At 36.1% G+C, this 18,437-nt stretch carries 17 protein-coding genes; 10 read left to right on the plus strand and 7 right to left on the minus strand.

Annotation, left to right across the window (positions count from 1 at the left end; genetic code table 11):
• Positions 1–21: 21 nt before the first annotated feature.
• The 4 genes from ACUXZ4_RS02965 to ACUXZ4_RS02980 form a co-directional block, all read right to left on the minus strand.
• Positions 22–3,720 (minus strand): YadA family autotransporter adhesin, encoded by a 3,699-nt coding sequence (locus tag ACUXZ4_RS02965; RefSeq protein WP_464973559.1) that lies wholly within the window; start codon positions 3,718–3,720, stop codon positions 22–24.
• Positions 3,721–3,968: 248 nt separating this feature from the next.
• Positions 3,969–5,099 carry a glycosyltransferase family 9 protein gene (locus ACUXZ4_RS02970; protein WP_464973560.1) on the minus strand — a complete coding sequence of 377 codons (1,131 nt, stop codon included), beginning with the start codon at positions 5,097–5,099 and terminating at the stop codon, positions 3,969–3,971.
• A 278-nt stretch (positions 5,100–5,377) separates the two neighbouring features.
• On the minus strand, positions 5,378–6,601 hold the full coding sequence (locus ACUXZ4_RS02975) for a hypothetical protein (protein WP_464973561.1): 1,224 nt from the start codon (positions 6,599–6,601) through the stop codon (positions 5,378–5,380).
• Positions 6,602–6,937, minus strand: a complete 336-nt coding sequence (locus tag ACUXZ4_RS02980) for a helix-turn-helix domain-containing protein (protein ID WP_464973562.1) — start codon at positions 6,935–6,937, stop codon at positions 6,602–6,604.
• Between the two features lie 118 nt (positions 6,938–7,055).
• Between ACUXZ4_RS02980 and ACUXZ4_RS02985 the strand changes: the two genes are divergently transcribed.
• On the plus strand, positions 7,056–8,093 hold the full coding sequence (locus ACUXZ4_RS02985; protein WP_464973563.1) for an IS1595 family transposase: 1,038 nt from the start codon (positions 7,056–7,058) through the stop codon (positions 8,091–8,093).
• 9 nt (positions 8,094–8,102) lie between these two features.
• Positions 8,103–8,534 (plus strand): hypothetical protein, encoded by a 432-nt coding sequence (locus ACUXZ4_RS02990; protein WP_464973564.1) that lies wholly within the window; start codon positions 8,103–8,105, stop codon positions 8,532–8,534.
• Here ACUXZ4_RS02990 and ACUXZ4_RS02995 read toward each other — a convergent pair.
• Positions 8,501–8,935 carry a hypothetical protein gene (locus ACUXZ4_RS02995; protein WP_464973565.1) on the minus strand — a complete coding sequence of 145 codons (435 nt, stop codon included), beginning with the start codon at positions 8,933–8,935 and terminating at the stop codon, positions 8,501–8,503. The two genes, ACUXZ4_RS02990 and ACUXZ4_RS02995, sit on opposite strands and share 34 nt — an antisense overlap.
• A 123-nt stretch (positions 8,936–9,058) precedes the next feature.
• Positions 9,059–10,111 (minus strand): rod shape-determining protein, encoded by a 1,053-nt coding sequence (locus ACUXZ4_RS03000; protein ID WP_464973566.1) that lies wholly within the window; start codon positions 10,109–10,111, stop codon positions 9,059–9,061.
• 365 nt (positions 10,112–10,476) lie between these two features.
• Here ACUXZ4_RS03000 and ACUXZ4_RS03005 point away from each other — a divergent pair, with 365 nt between their 5' ends.
• The 5 genes from ACUXZ4_RS03005 (at position 10,477) to yggU (ending at position 15,132) form a co-directional block, all read left to right on the plus strand.
• A complete protein-coding gene (locus ACUXZ4_RS03005) occupies positions 10,477–12,354 on the plus strand; it encodes a PTS mannitol transporter subunit IICBA (RefSeq protein WP_464973567.1) in 1,878 nt (625 codons plus the stop codon).
• Positions 12,355–12,412: 58 nt separating this feature from the next.
• Complete coding sequence (locus tag ACUXZ4_RS03010; protein WP_464973568.1) at positions 12,413–13,564, plus strand: mannitol-1-phosphate 5-dehydrogenase; 1,152 nt, start codon at positions 12,413–12,415, stop codon at positions 13,562–13,564.
• An 85-nt stretch (positions 13,565–13,649) separates the two neighbouring features.
• Positions 13,650–14,165: an MltR family transcriptional regulator gene (locus tag ACUXZ4_RS03015; RefSeq protein ID WP_464973569.1), complete on the plus strand. Its 516-nt coding sequence runs from the start codon at positions 13,650–13,652 to the stop codon at positions 14,163–14,165.
• A 68-nt stretch (positions 14,166–14,233) separates the two neighbouring features.
• On the plus strand, positions 14,234–14,803 hold the full coding sequence (locus ACUXZ4_RS03020; RefSeq protein WP_464973570.1) for a YggT family protein: 570 nt from the start codon (positions 14,234–14,236) through the stop codon (positions 14,801–14,803).
• 29 nt (positions 14,804–14,832) lie between these two features.
• Complete coding sequence (yggU, locus tag ACUXZ4_RS03025; protein ID WP_464973571.1) at positions 14,833–15,132, plus strand: DUF167 family protein YggU; 300 nt, start codon at positions 14,833–14,835, stop codon at positions 15,130–15,132.
• Here the strand turns inward: yggU and ACUXZ4_RS03030 are convergent.
• Entirely contained in the window at positions 15,124–15,561 is a 438-nt protein-coding gene (locus tag ACUXZ4_RS03030) for a GNAT family N-acetyltransferase (RefSeq protein WP_464973572.1), read from the minus strand. The genes yggU and ACUXZ4_RS03030 overlap by 9 nt on opposite strands.
• A gap of 183 nt (positions 15,562–15,744) precedes the next feature.
• On the opposite strand from ACUXZ4_RS03030, the gene tpiA reads away from it, so the two are divergent.
• The 3 genes from tpiA to coaD all read left to right on the plus strand — a co-directional run bounded on the left by tpiA (position 15,745) and on the right by coaD (position 18,403).
• Entirely contained in the window at positions 15,745–16,539 is a 795-nt protein-coding gene (gene tpiA / locus ACUXZ4_RS03035) for a triose-phosphate isomerase (RefSeq protein WP_464973573.1), read from the plus strand.
• Positions 16,540–16,644: 105 nt separating this feature from the next.
• Positions 16,645–17,922 (plus strand): lipid IV(A) 3-deoxy-D-manno-octulosonic acid transferase, encoded by a 1,278-nt coding sequence (waaA, locus tag ACUXZ4_RS03040; RefSeq protein ID WP_464973574.1) that lies wholly within the window; start codon positions 16,645–16,647, stop codon positions 17,920–17,922.
• 1 nt (position 17,923) lies between these two features.
• The gene (coaD, locus tag ACUXZ4_RS03045; protein ID WP_464973575.1) at positions 17,924–18,403 is read left to right on the plus strand and encodes a pantetheine-phosphate adenylyltransferase; all 480 of its coding nucleotides are present in this window, start codon (positions 17,924–17,926) and stop codon (positions 18,401–18,403) included.
• Positions 18,404–18,437 lie beyond the last annotated feature (34 nt).

An 18,437-nucleotide genomic window follows, 5' to 3' on the forward strand; every position in this document is an offset into this window, starting at 1 on the left:
ACATGAAGGAATGAATTTTATTTACCATTCATAGCCAATTCCCACAGAACTAACAATATCCCCCTGTGTATTGGCACTACCACTTAATTTAAGTAATAGTTTGCCATTATCACTAGCTCTTGAGTAACCTACGGCAATCGCACTTTGTCCTTTGTAGTTACCTGCTGAAGCAGATACCATTGATTTACCATTACCACGAACTTGTGGCAAACCTGCAATGGCAGCAGAACCTGCTACACCTGCTCGTAAATCTTTATTCACACGATTAATTTTGTGATCTAAATGATTTACTCGATCACCTAATTTTGCAATATTTTGCGTATTTTGGTGAACATGTAGGTTAGTTGCGAATAATTGCGAACCATTTACTGCTTCGGTTGATGTTGGACTGATAGTCGCAGGGGCAACGTTAGTGACTTTTTTACCACCCGCATTTACACCTTTAGTTGAAAGCGAAACATTACCTGCGGTAATTGAGTTCACTTTCACATCATCAGCGAGTTTCACTTGGACTTTGCCACCTACTGTTGCAGTGGAAATATTTTTACCATCACCCGTTACAAAAATCGTATCACCCAATTTATGCTGAGTAGATGTACCATCGTCAGTTTCAACGTGTAAACCACCTGTTACAGATAAATCGTAATTGATCGCTCCTGTTGTTGCATTAACTACGGTTTCAGTAATACTGACTGTTGCATCTTTAGATGTCACCGTTGGTTTACCATTATCCACATAGGCTTTGTTTACTACATCGTTGTCATTAACTGGTACACCAACATTGGTAATAGTATGACCACCCATATTAAGTTGATCGCTTGATAACAACACATCACCCAGTTTCACTGACCCCTTATCGGTTAAATCAAGATTTTTGTTTAAATCCACGACAAAGTTTTTACCGCCCGATTCATTTACGCCTTCTTGTTTAACGGTTAAGTTTTCACTTCCTGCACTGACTGATTCCTCTACAACTTCTTGATTGTCATTACCTGTTGCTACAATATGATAATCGGTAACAGATACACCTTCATCATTAGTGGTTGTGGTAGTAGTTAATGCCAATCCTGCACCCGTACTCACTGTTGTTAATGGAGATTTTGGTACAATCGCATTAATAGTGAAAGTTTTTGCACCACTATCAGGATCAGTTGTTTCATCAATAGTTACGTTATCCCCTGCTTTGATGTTATTCGCAATCGCATTATTAATAGCATCAGATACATCATCAGGATTTACCGCACCTAACTCTAGTCTATTTACTGCATCAACAACAGCATATAATTGTGAACCATTGATTGCATCCGTTGAAGTTGAACTAACACGTCCTGCAGCCACATTCACAATTTGACGTTCAGCACCTTCCGCACCTACACTGACCGTAGAAGTTGGTTGAATACCCGCAAAATTATGCGTTACACCACGAATCACTATGTTTTCGGTTGGATTTGGAGCTTCGACAGTTGAACTATTACCTAATACAACAGCATTATCAAATCCTGAGCCAACGGTAATATTATTGCCGAGTACAACTGCGTTTGCTGATTGTACTTGATTGTTCGTTCCGATAGCTACAGAACCAAGTCCAGTTACCATTGAATCACGTCCGATAACAATACCATCATTTGCTGTTACTGTTGAATTAGTCCCCATCGCAATGGAATCATTACCTGAAGCAAAGGCATTTGAACCATGAGCTTGTGAACGCAGACCAAGATCTCTTAGACTAGAATCCGCTAATTGGCGATTGATTTCATCAAGTTCGTTTTGCTTTCTTGCTTTATCATCTTCCAATTGTGCTTTTTCAGCCTGTTTATCCGCTAATTCACGTTCTTTTTCAGCTTTTAAGTCTGCTGCACCTTGTTCGTCTGGAGTTAAAGCTAAATCTGTAATTTGCTTATTAAGCTCGTCAATTTCACGTTGTTTTCTATCGACAGCTTGCTGTGCTTGAGAAATGTCAGATTGGATTTCTTTTATTTTCTCTTGAACCTTTGTGATAATGACATTTTTGCCATCATAATAACGTAAATTTTTATCAATGAAATTTTCTTGCTTAATGACATAATCAATCCCTTGATTCACTTCATTTTTACCAGTTTCATTAAATCTCACAGACATTCTTTCAAAATAAGACGAATCAACATTTAAGGCTTCAATTTCTTTTTTGAGGTTAATCTGACGAGCAAGCAATTCATCTCTTACATTATTAGTGACAGCATCGTTACGAATTTGCTCACTGACTTGGCGGTATTCTTCCAATTTTGCATTAAAATCTAAGACTTTTTGTAAATTCTCACGATAATGATCTTTATCTACAACCCATTTATCTGAATCATAGTCAATAGTATCTGAGTAAAGATTGAACTGATCGTAACGGTGCTTTATATACTCTAAATCTTCATCTGATAAGGCTTTATCTTTGATAATACGCTCTACAACAGCATCAACTCCACTAACATATACCATTAAACCTGTTTGTTTTTTACTAGGAGCAATTTCACTTTTAACAGCTTTTTTTATAATCTGAAATGGATTGCTTTGATCGTAATTACCTTTTAAGGGAGCTAGCTTAAACACATAATCTTTATCATGACCGTTTGATGCATTACGTTCACGATTGAAATACTGAACATTTGTATATTGTGTAGCAATGGCATGAGTATTTGTAGATGTATCCGCTATCAAATGACTAAGAATAAGTTGATCATAAAGATTGCGTTGTAAATCAGAATGTTTAAAGTTCCGAGCCTTGTCCCAATCATTTTGAGTTAAATTTTTATTACTCAAATTATTATTATCTTGGTAAGTAGAATTCGTGTGATTATATTCATCATTCTCTAAATGAGTGTAAATATCATCACGTGAAATATCTTGGATAGATTTACCAAGTCTTAAATAAATATTTTCGAGTGCTAACCCTGTATTAAGTGGCACGCTTGTATTATCACTGCCAACTGAAATATTTCTATACTTTTCATTTCCCATTTCTGCATCATAAATATTACGATAAGCATCATAAGAAGAACGTTTATTGATAAATTCATTCAAGACGTCAAGATACTGTTTATCGGTGAACATACCTTGAATATCAGGAAAATCCCCCTCTAGTTTATTCTTTAAGTCCTGAGTAAGCTCAGAACGACCATCAGCATTATTGAGTTTGTTGTAATCTAAACTATTAAGAACAGGTGTAAAATCAACAGCTACATTTTTATTTTCACCAATCAGATACTCATTAGGTAAACTGTTTTTAGCATTATCCAAATCTTGCGTTAACCCAGTTAATTCATTACCTTTATTAGCCAACTCATCATTTAGATTATCAAGTTGATCAGATTTTTGCTCTTTACTATCAATAAGATTAGTTAAGTCAGCAATTTGTTTATTCAGATTATCTTGGGTTTTATCATTAGCTTCTAAATTGGTATTGATAGTGTCAAGCTCCTCTTGTTTAGTGGCTTTTTCACTCAACAACGCATTTTGTGCATTGACTTTATTGGCAAAATCCTCTCGGTTAAAGCCATTTCCTGTTGCAACAGAACCTTTACCAGTTGCAACACCATCTAATGCCGTTGCAAAACTATCTGTTCCAATAGACACTGCGTTTTCAGATGTTGCAGTACCTTGAATAGAAATTGGTGTAGCAAAAATTTGCCCTGTGGCTAATGCTGTTAATAAAGTAATTGCGGTTTTTGCTGTATTATTATGTTTTTTATACATAAAATATTCCTATATAGAAAATAATTACCCACAATATTTTGTGGAGTGGAATATCTGGCAAAAAAACAGAATAAAAATGATAAAGCTATTGCTTTACTTTGAAAATTTAGACATAATAAACATATCTGGTAAAGAAACCAGACATAATAAACGAAAATAAGCCACTCACCTGAGTGGTTTATTTGTTTCTGGAGAGTGATACTATTCTAAAAGAACTAAACTCGGTTGGCAAGAGCATTATTGATTATTTAAAAATATTTTATTGCATACGTACTCAAAACACTATCTATCACTGACTTCCAGTCATAATCTAAATCCTGTCTAAATAATCTTACACTATCATACCAAACCGAATCTTCTCGATTGAGTAACCACCGAAAATCAGGGCTATAATTAATGAGAATCCAAGTTGGTTTCCCCATTGCAGCAGCAAGGTGTGCAACTGAAGTATCTACACAAATCACTAAATCCATTTGATCAATGATTGCAGATGTATCGAAGAAGTTATCAATGTCGTTATGCCAATCATAGACATTATTAAATATAGCCAATATCGACTGTTCATTATCATTAATATCTTTCTGTAAAACGTGAAAATCAGCATTAAGAGAAAATAAATGAGAGAATATTTCTAATGGAATACTACGAATTTTGTCAACATCTGTGGCTGCCCCTCCACGCCAAGCAACCCCAATTTTGAATTTATTAAGCGGTAGTTTTTTTCTCCATTTTTGCAAATAGCTATTTTCTGAGAAGAGATAACTTGTTGTATAAGGGATATTATCAAGGCGAGTTTCCAATATTGCAGGTAAACTCATCATTGGAATCCAGTGAGAAAATTGTACTTCATCTCCGCCTTTGGCAGTAGCAATACCATATTTTGCAAGATTAAACGACAAAAAATCGTCAATATGCTCATTATTCCAAACTAAAACATCCAAACCTTGCTGTTTTAAATAAATAGCATAACGGATAAATTGAATATTATCACCTATTCCTTGTTCTGAATGAATAAGTAATCTGCCTTGTGAAATATCTTCCCCATTCCAACGAGGGCGTGGAAATATAATCGGATTTTGGAAACTCTTATAATTACTCTCCCAACGTTTTTCATAAAGTTGCCAACCAAACTCATAATCACCTAATAGATTGAGTAACATACCTGCATCCATACAAGCAATGGCAAGCTCTTGTGGAAAACTCCCTAGACACTCCATCCCTTGTTTATAATCTCTCAAGGTAAGTTGAAATAAACCTAATTTTTTCAAATTACCTGCACGAGCGATATAGTGCATTGGGTCTAAGGTTTCTTTATGAAAATACTTGTCGTTAATAACGATTTGATAGACCAGATCGTAATAAATAGTCTCTTTTTCCAATTCAAATAATATTGAAAAAGAATTAGATAGGTCTTTATACTTAATTTGATTGATTGATTGATTGATTGATTGATTGATTGATTGATTGATTCAATATTATTTTGTTTTTCTAACAATGTAGCAAGTGATATATCTCTCATGGCAAGAGAATTGCAACCTATGTCAGCAAGCAATATTGCTCTCTGATGAAATAGCATTGGATTTCTATGATGAATTGATAGTAAAGTATCAATTTTAACTAATTTTCTAAGAATATTTAAAAGTGAAAAATTATTCATCTAAATAAACCTTACATTGTTAAAAATATAACGAATACCACAACGATTCTGCCATATATCATTTGTTATCAGTTCAAGATGATCATAAGGTAAAAGGCTTATTGTATATAATGTATTTCTCTCAAGATTAAGTTGTTTATCATTTTGTTTAAATTCGATATGGCAAGGAAGAACAGAATTAGGTTTTTCCTGAAAGTAAAATAAAATTTCAATCTCTTGGTTTAATGGGTTTCTCAGTGCAATTTTAGCATTAGCACTACAATCCAAGATAACGCTATCTTTCTTATAAAATTTTCCATCTGTATCTGTGTTTGCAAAAAGAGATGTACAATAGATTTCTTCTATGGATAAGACAGGAAAATTAGTATTTTGAGGAAGTGATGAAAATAGATGACCGCATTGAAAATAATGCAACATTTTTGGTGCATCAATTGAAAAATCTTTCCCTCTACTCAGATAGATTGATTTATTCAAGTGAATATAATTATATTCTTTGCTATCTCTATGATAACGAGTAATATGCACTGATTCAACGGTATTGTCATTCAACTTAAAATAATTCAGCCCTACAAAGCTAATTCCCCAATAAGGTAAACAATTATATTTTTCCGATATATGTTTTACATTATTTTTATCGCAAGCATATAAATTCAAAATTGTTGCATCTATGCCATAAACCATTTTAAATTCAGATAAGCAGAGTAGATCTTGCTTTATATAATGGAAATAATTGTTCCAAGCCTGATTTGAGCCAATAATTAATCCTGCTTGCCAGAAAGCATTTTGAGAAGATAACAGGCGATTAAATTTTAATCGTGTTGATTCTGAAATTTTGTCAGGTAAAGGTTCTTCTAAGAATGGAGGAATGATTACATCATAACAACAATAGAGAGAATGATTATCCCGAATTTGATCAAAAACCGTTAATTTGGGGTAAGGAAACCAAATATCTGCATCATAGAAAGCCAGTTGATCATAATCTTGAGCAATTTCAGCCGCTGAAAAATGCCGATCAACTAACATTTCAGAAAACTGATGTTTCGCTTCAAAGACAATAATATTATTCGCTTTCAATATTTGTTGTTTTTCTAATGATAATTGGTAACTAATAACCCCAATATCGCCTAAGTAATCTGTTTTTCTTAAACTTAGAATGAATGGGATAAAACAACGATACCAAATTTCATCATTATCATCTAATGCAGTTAGAATGAGTTTTTTCATTTATTTCTCTACTGAATCTAATGCAATTGCATTGATTGCCACCATAATTTTACGTTTTACGTCATCACTACATTGGCTGTAACTGTGTAATAGCTGCATTTCTTGCTTAGAAAGTGCGGTATTTTTTGCAAACATTTCACCTTCGCCCAATAATAACCAGTTAGCATTTATCCCAAAACACTCTGTTACCTTGATTAAAATTTCAGCACTTGGACTACGTTCCCCCAACAGATAGCTTTGCACTGAACGATATGGAATTTCTGTTTTATCTGCAAAAGCCTTGATACTCAAGGATTGTGATTCAATTATATCTTTTAATCTCTTAGCTATACACATAATGACATACCGACTTGACTTTTACGCTATTTGTGGCATTATAAAACAATAGATAACACACAATGTTGCGTACTTATTAACATTTGGTAGTTTACCCCTAATTAAAATAAATAGCAAAATGACACAACACTTTCTCATATCATCTGCATCAAGAACCATCTCTATCACAGAGGTCGCAGCCTTGACGGACGAACAAGTATTCGATCACCTTTGCTATCGCAGATGGGGAAGTAAAGAAGATGTGGTTTGCCCGAAATGTGGCGTGCAACATAAAGCCTACTTTATCTCTACTCGCAAGCAGTGGCGATGCAAACATTGTAAACATACCTTTTCTATTACATCAGGGACAATTTTTGCCAATCATAAGTTACCGTTAAAAACGTATCTCTTTGCGATTGCCTTGTTCGTCAATGCAGTGAAAGGTATGCCTGCTTTACAATTATCCAGAGAATTAGATGTGCAATATAAAGCCGCTTTCGTGTTGGCTCAAAAGTTGCGTAAAGCCTTATTGGTTCATCGACAATCTACGATGATGTCAGGGGAAGTAGATATGGACGGCACTTACGTTCACCCTGCACCCCGCAAGGCGAATAAGAAAGCTGACCGCATAGACTATCGTTTAAAAGAAAATCAAAACCCTGATAAACGTTGCATTATTGTGGCTCGTGAGCATTACACCGAAGCGGAAAAACAAGCTAATCGTGATGCTCGTGGGGCAAAATCGACCTACGTGACGGTATCTTATGCCGAAACCCAATCGACCATTAAACAGATAGCCGATAACATCGTGGCTCGTGGGACAAGAATCAATACCGATGAAAGTAATGCCTATGATGTCCTCATGCCATTTTACAATCTCTGTACCGTCAACCACAAAGAAGAATACCGCAGTGATTTAGGGGTAACCAATAACCAAGCAGAAAGTTACTTCTCACGTTTCAAAAGAATGTACTACGGACAAGTGCATAAAATGAGTAATCTCTACTTACTCAATTATGCCAATGAAGTTGCCTATCGTGAAGATAATCGTAGAAAACCGAATGGATGGCAATTTAATGACATTCTCAGTAAATGCCTGAATACAACCAATGAAAACAATGAATGGTGCGGTTATTGGCAACGTAAAATTGTTCCTCAAGAAGTCATATTGCAGTAAGGAAGCAATATGGCTTATACACTCGACCGCAAACTTAAAGACCTTGAATTTGAACGCAAGCAAGTGCTACATCACCTCGCTTTACTCGATGCTAACATTGACGTAATAAAGCGTGCAATAGCATTAATGCAAAGTGAAAGTGATGTGACATTATACAATACGGAAAACTTTGTCTATCGCCGTAGATACAAGCTATTTAAAGGGAAAATTCGCAAATATATCTTACAGATTATGCGAAATGAACCCACCAAAGGTTTTACTATTGCCGAACTCACACTACGAATTTTTAAGATTGAAGGGAATACCGATACACCTTCCGAAAAACATCTTGATTCTGTTCGCAAGCAACTCAATGTATTCCATCAAAACGGTTTAATCACTCGTACGCAAGTGAGCCGTAGAGAAGTTCATTGGCAAATCGTTGCTTTTAACCGCCAATGAGAGCCTGACCGCTCAACAATTCCTTTCTTATGCAATCGACAAAGTGCGGTGTAAACCGCATGTTTTGCCTTGTTGTAAGCTATCCCTTCTTGCTTGTCTAAGGCTATTGCCATTTCAGTAATCTTCTCAACATCCTTCCAATCATTATCTTGCTTGAACACCTGAGCAATTAAACCACAGACATGTTGTGAAAAGATTTTTTGATATGAGCGGTGAGGGGGTGCAAAACGCTCATTGAAGTCTTGAAAGTTTTTTACGACCGTTTTCAATGCTACAATGATACGAGTTAATCTTTCTTCTTGTTGTTGCAATGATTTAATCTGTTGAGTGACAGATTTATGTGCTTTCTGAGAGCGTTTAATTTCTTGTCTTAACCTTGTAATGACATCAGAATCTATCATAATAAAAAAATCCTTATCAAATGATGAATATTGATAAGGATTGTATGATTTTTAGTGAGTTAAATCTTTGTGCAACTGCTACATAATACCGGATTTTTTGACCGCACTTTATGATTTCGTTAATTAAAGGTCGTCGCTAAAAATATCGCCACCGTGCATGTCGATCATATCTAAAGCTTCGCCACCACCGCGTGCAACGCAAGTGAGCGGATCTTTAGCAATAACCACAGGTACGCCTGATTCTTTTGCTAATAACACTTCAATATTGCGTAATAACGCGCCACCGCCTGTTAATACCATACCGCGCTCATAAATATCTGCGGCGTGTTCAGGTTTACATTCTTCTAATGCGGTACGCATTGCGCCGACAATATCTTTTAATGGTTGTTGAATCGCTTCTAATACATCTTTCGAGGTTAAAGTAAATGGTCTTGGTACCCCTTCAGAAAGGTTTAAACCATGCACTTCCATTGATAAAACATCAGCATCATTTTCAATATAAGCGGTACCAATCTCATGTTTGATACGTTCAGCTGTTGCTTCACCAATGATTGAACCAAAGGTTTTGCGCACATAAGAAATAATGGCTTCGTCTAATTTATCGCCTCCAACACGTACAGAAGAAGAATAAGATACACCATTTAAGGCGATAACCGCTATTTCTGTGGTACCACCACCAATGTCAATTACCATTGAACCGATAGGAGTAGAAACAGGTAAGCCAGCACCAATTGCTGCTGCCATTGGTTCTTCAATTAAATAGACTTCACGTGCGCCTGCACCAATGGCAGATTCTTTAATTGCGCGGCGTTCAACTTGTGTTGCACCGGCTGGAACACAAACCAACACACGAGGGCTTGGGCGTAAAAAGTTGCCACTATGCACTTGCTTAATAAAATGTTGTAGCATTTTTTCTGTCACAGAAAAGTCAGCGATAACGCCATCTTTCATTGGACGAATAGCTTCAATATTATTTGATGTACGACCTAACATCATTTTGGCGTCTTTACCCACTGCAGCGAGGCTTTTTTGTCCTGCTTTTCCTTGACGAATAGCCACCACAGAAGGCTCATCTAATACAATACCTTGACCTTTTACATAAATTAAGGTGTTGGCTGTACCTAAATCAATAGAAAGATCGTTTGAGAATAAACCGCGAATTTTTTTAAATAACATAAGTGTTCCACTACTATTGGGTGATATATTTGGTGATAATTTGCCCTAATTTTAGGCATAGCAAAAATTGTGCTTAATGTACCAAAAAATCATCAGTTGTTACAGTAAATTTTATACGTTGGCAGAAAAAATCAGTGAAATGTTCATAATTCATTATGTATTAAAAATTAAGGATGAAAATGTGATCTTTGTCACACAATAAATTTCTTGAGTGTAAATATGTGATCTTGATCACATTTTGATTTTTTGTGTTTGAAAATATTTTGTGATCAACTTCACAATTATTGATTAAAAAATTTGCATTACATAGCCACTATGCTATTTTTGCGTCAATTTTAATCAGTCAATTCTTATTGAGGTTATATATGCTATCAGCAAATGCAAAAGTGAAAATCCAAGGTTTTGGACGTTTCCTATCAAATATGGTGATGCCTAATATTGGGGCATTTATTGCGTGGGGTTTTATTACCGCACTTTTCATTCCTACAGGTTGGTTACCAAATGAAATGCTAGCTAAGCTAGTAGGGCCAATGATCACTTTCTTATTACCATTACTTATTGGTTATACTGGTGGTAAATTAGTCGGTGGTGAACGTGGTGCTGTTGTTGGTGCGATTACCACAGCAGGTGTAATAGTTGGTACTGATATTCCTATGTTCTTAGGGGCAATGATCGCAGGTCCTACAGGTGGATGGGCAATCAAATCTTTTGATAAATGGTCAGAAGGTAAAATCAAGAGCGGATTTGAGATGTTAGTTAATAACTTCTCATCTGGTATTATTGGTATGATTTTAGCTATCCTGTTCTTCTGGGTAGTGGGTCCGGCTGTAAAAGTGATTTCCCAAGTACTTGCTTCAGGTGTAGATGTATTAGTACAAAATCACTTATTACCATTAACATCTGTTTTTGTTGAACCAGCGAAAATTCTATTCTTAAACAATGCGATTAACCATGGTATTTTCTCACCTTTAGGTATCCAACAATCACAAGAATTTGGACAATCAATTTTCTTCTTAATTGAAGCAAACCCAGGTCCAGGTTTAGGGGTGTTATTAGCTTACATGTTGTTTGGTAAAGGTTCTGCAAAACAAACTTCTGGTGGTGCAGCGATCATCCACTTCTTTGGTGGTATCCACGAAATTTATTTCCCTTATGTGTTAATGAATCCTCGTTTAATCCTTGCAGTGATCGCAGGTGGTGCAACAGGCGTATTTACTTTAGTGATGTTTAATGCAGGTTTACAAGCGCCAGCATCGCCAGGTTCTATCATCGCTGTGTTAGCAATGACACCTAAAGCATCATTTGTTGGGGTAATCTGCTCTGTTATTGCTGCTTCTGTAGTCTCTTTTGTGGTATCAGCATTTTTCTTAAAAATTCAAAAAGAAGGTGAAGGTAATTCATTAGAAGATATGCAAGCAGCATCAAAAGCAATGAAAGGTAACCAAGCGACACAACCAGTTGTCACTGACTTTAATGGCTTACAAAAAATCTTCGTATCTTGCGACGCCGGTATGGGTTCAAGTGCAATGGGTGCAAGCATGTTACGTAAAAAAGTAAAAGATGCTGGCTTACCACTTGAAGTGACTAACTGTGCAATTAATGATTTACCAGCAGATGCACGCATGGTCATTACTCACCAAGACTTAACACCACGTGCGCAAAAACAAGTTCCTACTGCAATGCATTATTCATTACATAACTTCTTAGATAACAAATTCTATGATGGTTTAGTGGATGACTTAAAAGCGCATTTCTCAGGTGATAAGAAAGCAGAAAGTGCGGTTGAAAATGAAGTAGAAGTAAATGGTACTAAATTTACGTTAACGCAAGATCAAATCTTCTTGGGCTTAAAAGCAGATAATAAAGCAGATGCTATTCGTTTTGCTGGTGAGCAATTAGTGAAATTCGGCTTTGTTCAACCAAGCTATGTAGATGCAATGTTTGCTCGTGAAGAGTTAGTTTCTACCTATTTGGGCGAGGGTGTGGCAGTTCCTCATGGTACAAGTGAAGCGAAAGATGCAGTAATTAAAACCGGTGTGGTGGTATGTCAATATCCTGAAGGTGTTCGCTTTACCGAAGATGAAGATGGTGTTGCGAAATTGGTTATTGGTATTGCAGCGCGTAATAATGAGCATGTTCAAGTGGTATCCGCAATTACAAATGCCTTGGATAGTGAAGAAGCAATTCATTTGCTCACATCTACCAATGATGTAAATAAAGTATTAGAATTACTCAAAGCATAAAAGTGCGGTTAAAAATGGCGTGATTTTCACGCCATTCATCTTACTAGAGGGAATAAATATGAAAGCATTACATTTTGGTGCAGGTAATATCGGACGTGGTTTTATTGGTAAACTACTTGCTGATAGTGGTGTACAAGTGATTTTTGCTGATGTGAATGATAAAGTCATTGAGCTATTAAAAAACCAACAAGCTTATAATGTAAAAATTGTTGGTGATAGCCTCAACCAAATTGAGCAAGTGAAAAATGTGACGGGTGTTAATTCAAAAGATGAAGCTGGCGTTGTTGCATTATTTAATGAGGTTGATTTTGTGACGACAGCAGTTGGTCCAACAGTGTTGAAATTAATTGCTAGCACTATTGCTAAAGGGCTGGAATTGCGTTTATCGTCAGGTAATACCAAACCATTAAATATCATTGCTTGTGAAAATATGGTACGTGGAACAACTTTTTTAAAAGAAGAGGTGTTCAGTCATTTAAAACCTGAGTTAAAAGATCAAGTCGAACAATTCGTTGGTTTTGTTGATAGTGCAGTAGATCGTATTGTTCCTCCTGTACAAGCGGATGATAGCGATCCATTATTGGTTACTGTAGAGGAATTTAGTGAATGGATTGTGGATAAAACACAATTCAAAGGTGCCATTCCTGATATCAAAGGCATGGAATTAACGGATAATTTAATGGCATTTGTTGAGCGAAAATTATTCACTTTAAATACTGGTCATGCAATTACTTCTTATTATGGCAAGTTCAAAGGCCATCAATTTGTGAAAGAAAGTATTGAAGATGCTGAAGTGAAGGATTTCGTAAAATCGGTTATGCAAGAAAGTGGTGCTGTATTAATTCAACGTTATGGTTTTGATGCTCAAGCACATGCAGCTTATATTGAGAAGATTTTAAAACGTTTTGCTAACCCTTACTTAGTGGATGATGTGGATCGCGTAGGTCGTCAACCATTGCGTAAATTAAGTTTTAATGATCGTTTAATTAAACCTTTACGTGGTACTCTAGAGTATGTTTTACCTCATGATAACTTAATTCAAGCCATTGCTTATGCCTTAACTTATCGTAATCAAGATGATCCTCAAGCGTTAGAATTAGAACAATCTTTAGCGCAAAATGGCGTATTGGCGACGGTGGAAAAATACACTGAGTTACAACAGCCAGAAATTGTAGCGAAAATCGTTGAAGCTTATAATAAATTAGCATAATAAAAAAGTGCGGTGTATTTTAATATAGTTTTAAATTAAAAAAGACGAAATTTACACCGCACTTTGTATTTTAGGGATTTAAGTTGTGTTGTCTGATGATCCAATTTATGAAAAATTAAACGAATCCATTTCTATTCGGGGTTTTATCACCGCTACTGTCGCTATTTTCGATGAAGCTGTGGATCAATTAATTAATCGCGTTTTTCGCAAAAGTGATTTTGCCGTTAAATCAGTGGTGGATAGTTTATTTGAAACCTCAGGTCCCTTATGCGATCTTTCTATCCGCCTAAAAGTCTTATTAGGACTAGGTGTGATTTCTCATGACATTTTTGAAGATATTTTTACTTTCATTCATATGAAAGAGAAATTAAATAATGATGAGAAAGAATACGAGTTTGCAGATGATGTGATCGTTGAGTTTGCTCGTTCGTTAAATTTATTACAGGACAAAGTACTCTTGAATTTTCCACCTAACCAAGAAAGTGCAGATTCTTTAGTTTTTCAAATGAAACAATTACGTCACGAAAAATTGTTACGTTCTTGCCTAACTCTGACTATTAGTGATATTTATCAAAAGTTACAAGTGGAAAGTCCATTGTAATTTTTCTTGATTTTCTTGTCATTTACCCCCATCTTTAGCCTAAATATGATTCGATTAGAGGAAAATGTATGAATTCTATTCAATATTTGGTAAATACGATATTGGGCATATATATGCTGTTGGTAATGTTGCGGATGTGGTTACAATATTGCAAGGCTGATTTTTATAATCCTATTTCACAATCAGTAGTGAAAATGACTGATCCTGTATTAAATCCGTTGCGCAAATATTTAAATGCGAAAAAGGGCATTGATATTGCCGCATTAGTGCTTGTATTTTTAATCGGTTTTTTCAAATTTCCAATTTTATCTTTTTTAGGCGGGAATTGGTCGTTGGACGGTATGCTTGCCAATATCAGTACATTAGCATTGGTTGGTGTATTAAGCGTGCTGAAAGTATTTGGTGAAATGTTGCTTTATGTGTTGTTTATTGGTGCGATTTTAAGTTGGTTTAGAAGGGGCAATGATCCGCTTTCTTATTTGTTATATCAATTAGGTGAACCTATTTTAAACCCGATCCGTCGCCTTTTACCAAGAACAGGAATGATTGATTTCTCGCCAATGGTCGTTGCATTCTTACTCTTCTGGTTAAATAAAGTGATGTTTGATCTTATTCCACATTTGTGGCAATTAGTGTAAAAGTGCGGTGAAATAAAAAGACGTTTTTTATGGTTGCAGTTGAACAATTACAAGAGGGATTAAGGTTGCGCATTTTTTTACAACCTAAGTCCAGTAAAGATGCGATTGTGGGTTTGCATGATGGTGAATTAAAAATTTGCATTACTGCACCGCCTATCGATGGTGCTGCAAACGCCCATTTATTGAAATTTTTGAGTAAGCTATTTAAGGTTCCGAAAAGCAGTATTCAATTAGAAAAAGGCGAATTACAACGACATAAACAACTTTTTATCCCTTCGCCAAAACAAATCCCTCAACAAGTGAGGGATCTCATCAATTCATCAATTTAAGATTAATTCAAATACGGCTTTCTTCGGATTAAGTTGAAAGCCCTCCATTTCTAGCATTTGACGTTGCTTCTCATCTTGCTCAACCGTCAGCATATTGGATTGAGTAAAACTGACAAATTCTTTCGCTTTTTCAATAAGTGCGGTGTAAATTTCGGTTTTTTTGCTGCCTTCTTGCACGAAAATGTCTGTAAGTTGCCAATAACGTTGTAATTGTAAAGAAGAGAGACGAGGATAAAGTTGGATGAAACCAACGGCTTTTTGTTGATCGTCAAATGCGATGAAAAAAATACTTTCGCTGAAACGAATACGGTTATTGAGAAAAGTTAATGTCCGATCGGGATTTTCTGCCATGCCATGGGATAAACGATATTCTTCGAATAGTGGAAGCAATACAGCAAGGTTCCATTGTTCAGCTTTAAAGATACGCATAATTAACTTGGTCTTAGGTTGAATTGATTAAAAAATAACAAATTTATACAGTAGATTTTACCTGTTAAACATAAAATAATCATCTACTAGATCAAAAAACTATAAAAAAAATCAAAACAGCAAGAGAAAATTTGCTATATTAATGCTGTTTATTTTTTATTAATTTAACTATGGAGAACTCAAATGGCAGCGCGTAAACCATTAGTGATGGGAAACTGGAAATTAAACGGTAGTAAAGCGTTTACTAAAGAATTAATTGCTGGTTTAAAAGAAGAATTACATGGCGTAACTGGTTGTGATGTGGCAATTGCCCCACCGGTTATGTATTTAGCTGAAGCAGAAGCAGCATTAGCAAGTTGCAGTTGCTGCTGTGGCAGTAAAGATTTAATCCAATTAGGTGCACAAAACGTTGATGTGAATGTACAGGGTGCATTTACTGGCGATATTTCAACTGCGATGTTAAAAGATTTTGGTGCGAAATATATTATTATTGGTCACTCAGAACGCCGTACTTATCACAATGAAAGTGATGAATTCATCGTGAAAAAATTTGCTGCGTTAAAAGAAGCCGGTTTAGTCCCTGTATTATGTATCGGTGAAAGTGAAGCAGAAAACGAAGCGGGTAAAACACAAGAAGTGTGTGCGCGTCAAATCGATGCGGTGATTAATGCATTAGGTGTGGATGCATTCAACGGCGCGGTTATTGCTTATGAGCCAATTTGGGCGATCGGTACAGGTAAATCTGCAACTCCAGCACAAGCTCAAGCAGTGCATAAATTCATTCGTGATCACATCGCGGCAAAATCGCAAGCAGTAGCGGATCAAGTGATTATTCAATACGGTGGTTCTGTAAATGACGCAAATGCTGCGGAATTATTTACTCAACCTGATATTGATGGTGCATTAGTGGGCGGCGCTTCATTAAAAGCACCTGCATTCGCAGTGATCGTAAAAGCAGCGGCAGCTGCGAAAGCTTAATTCAATAATGAGATAAAAAGTGCGGTCTATTTGACCGCATTTTTTTGATATTGCTTCCAAATTCTTTATACTATGCTTAACGCCAATCAATAATTGAATTAACTTATGTTACGTCTTTGTTATACGTTAGCAATGTATGCATTGCAGCCGTTCATTTTACTTTTTATGTTAGGTCGTAGTATTAAATCACCTAATTATCGTAAACGTTTAAATGAACGCTATGGACTTTTTTATGCAACGCAGCAAAAAACAAAACCGAATGGGATTATTGTTCATGCTGCTTCGGTAGGCGAAGTTATTGCAGCAACGCCATTAGTTCGACGTATTCAAGCAGAATATCCCAATTTAGCCATTACAGTCACAACGGTTACGCCGACAGGATCTGATAGGGTTAAATCAGCATTTGGTGATTCAGTTGCACATTTTTATTTGCCCTATGATTTGCCCGATGCATTAAAACGCTTTTTAGCATTTATACAACCTAAAGCTTGCATTGTGATTGAAACAGAGATTTGGCCTAATTTAATTCGCCAATTGAATTTGCGTAATGCGCCATTTATTATTGCTAACGCGCGATTATCTGCACGTTCTGCGCGCCGTTATGGTTGGGTTAAACAATATTTAACTAATGTTTTAAATGAAATTCGTTTAATTGCACCACAGGATGATATTAGTGGTCAGCGCTATTTAGATCTCGGCTACAAAGGACAGCTTACCTTAACTGGTAATATAAAATATGATTTAGTCATTACTGATGAATTACGTCAAAAAATTACGGAATTTAAGCAAGAATGGATAGGTTCACGTCCCGTATGGATCGCAGCAAGTACGCATGAAGGTGAAGAAAAAATTATATTAGAAACACACCGCACTTTGCTAAACAAATATCCTGATTTATTATTGATTTTAGCGCCACGCCACCCAGAACGATTTAATCAAGTTGCAGGCTTTATTGAGAAAGAAAAATTAACTTATTGTCGACGTAGTCAAAATTTGAAGGATTGCGCGCAAAGCCAAGTTTTACTGGGAGACAGTATGGGTGAACTCATGTTGATGTATGGTGTCTCAGATATTGCGTTTGTGGGGGGTAGTTTAGTTAAACATGGTGGGCACAATCCTTTAGAACCATTAGCTTTCAAGTTACCAGTGATCAGTGGTCAGCATACTTTCAACTTTCCTGAAGTTTTCCATAAATTGCTGATGGTTAATGCTGTATTGGAAGTCAATTCTGACTCGAATTCACTTGCAGATGCAGTGGAATGCTTTTTATCTTCACCAAGTTTGTGCGAACGCTTTGGTCAGGCAGGCTATGAAGTGTTAATTGAAAACAGAGGCGCATTGCAGCGTTTATTAGTGCTATTAACACCTTATTTAGAGAAATAATATGGCAACAGTAATTTATCCTGGTACTTTCGATCCTATAACCAATGGGCATTTAGATATTATTGAGCGAAGTGCGGTGCTTTTTTCCAAAGTTATTGTCGCAGTGGCGGCAAATCCAAGTAAGAAACCCTTATTTGATTTGGCGCAGCGGATTGAGTTGGTACAAAAATCGGTGCAGCATTTACCTAATGTTCAAGTGCTTGGCTTTTCCAATTTATTGGCGAATGTGGTACAAGAACATAATGCGACAGTGATTATTCGTGGTATGCGAACCACCATGGATTTCGAGTATGAGTTACAATTAGCGCATTTAAACCGCGTGCTGACCAAAGGTGTTGAAAGTTTATTTTTACCAACGACGGAGCAGTGGTCTTACGTGTCTTCTACCATCGTGCGTGAAATTTATTTGCATGGTGGAGATGTGAATAATTTCGTGCCTCCGCCTGTGTTGGAAGCCTTTAAAAATAGAATAAAAAAATAATTCTATAAAAGTGAAATTTATGCCAAAATAGGTA

The sequence above is a fragment of the Reella acinonychis genome (genome assembly GCF_052828705.1).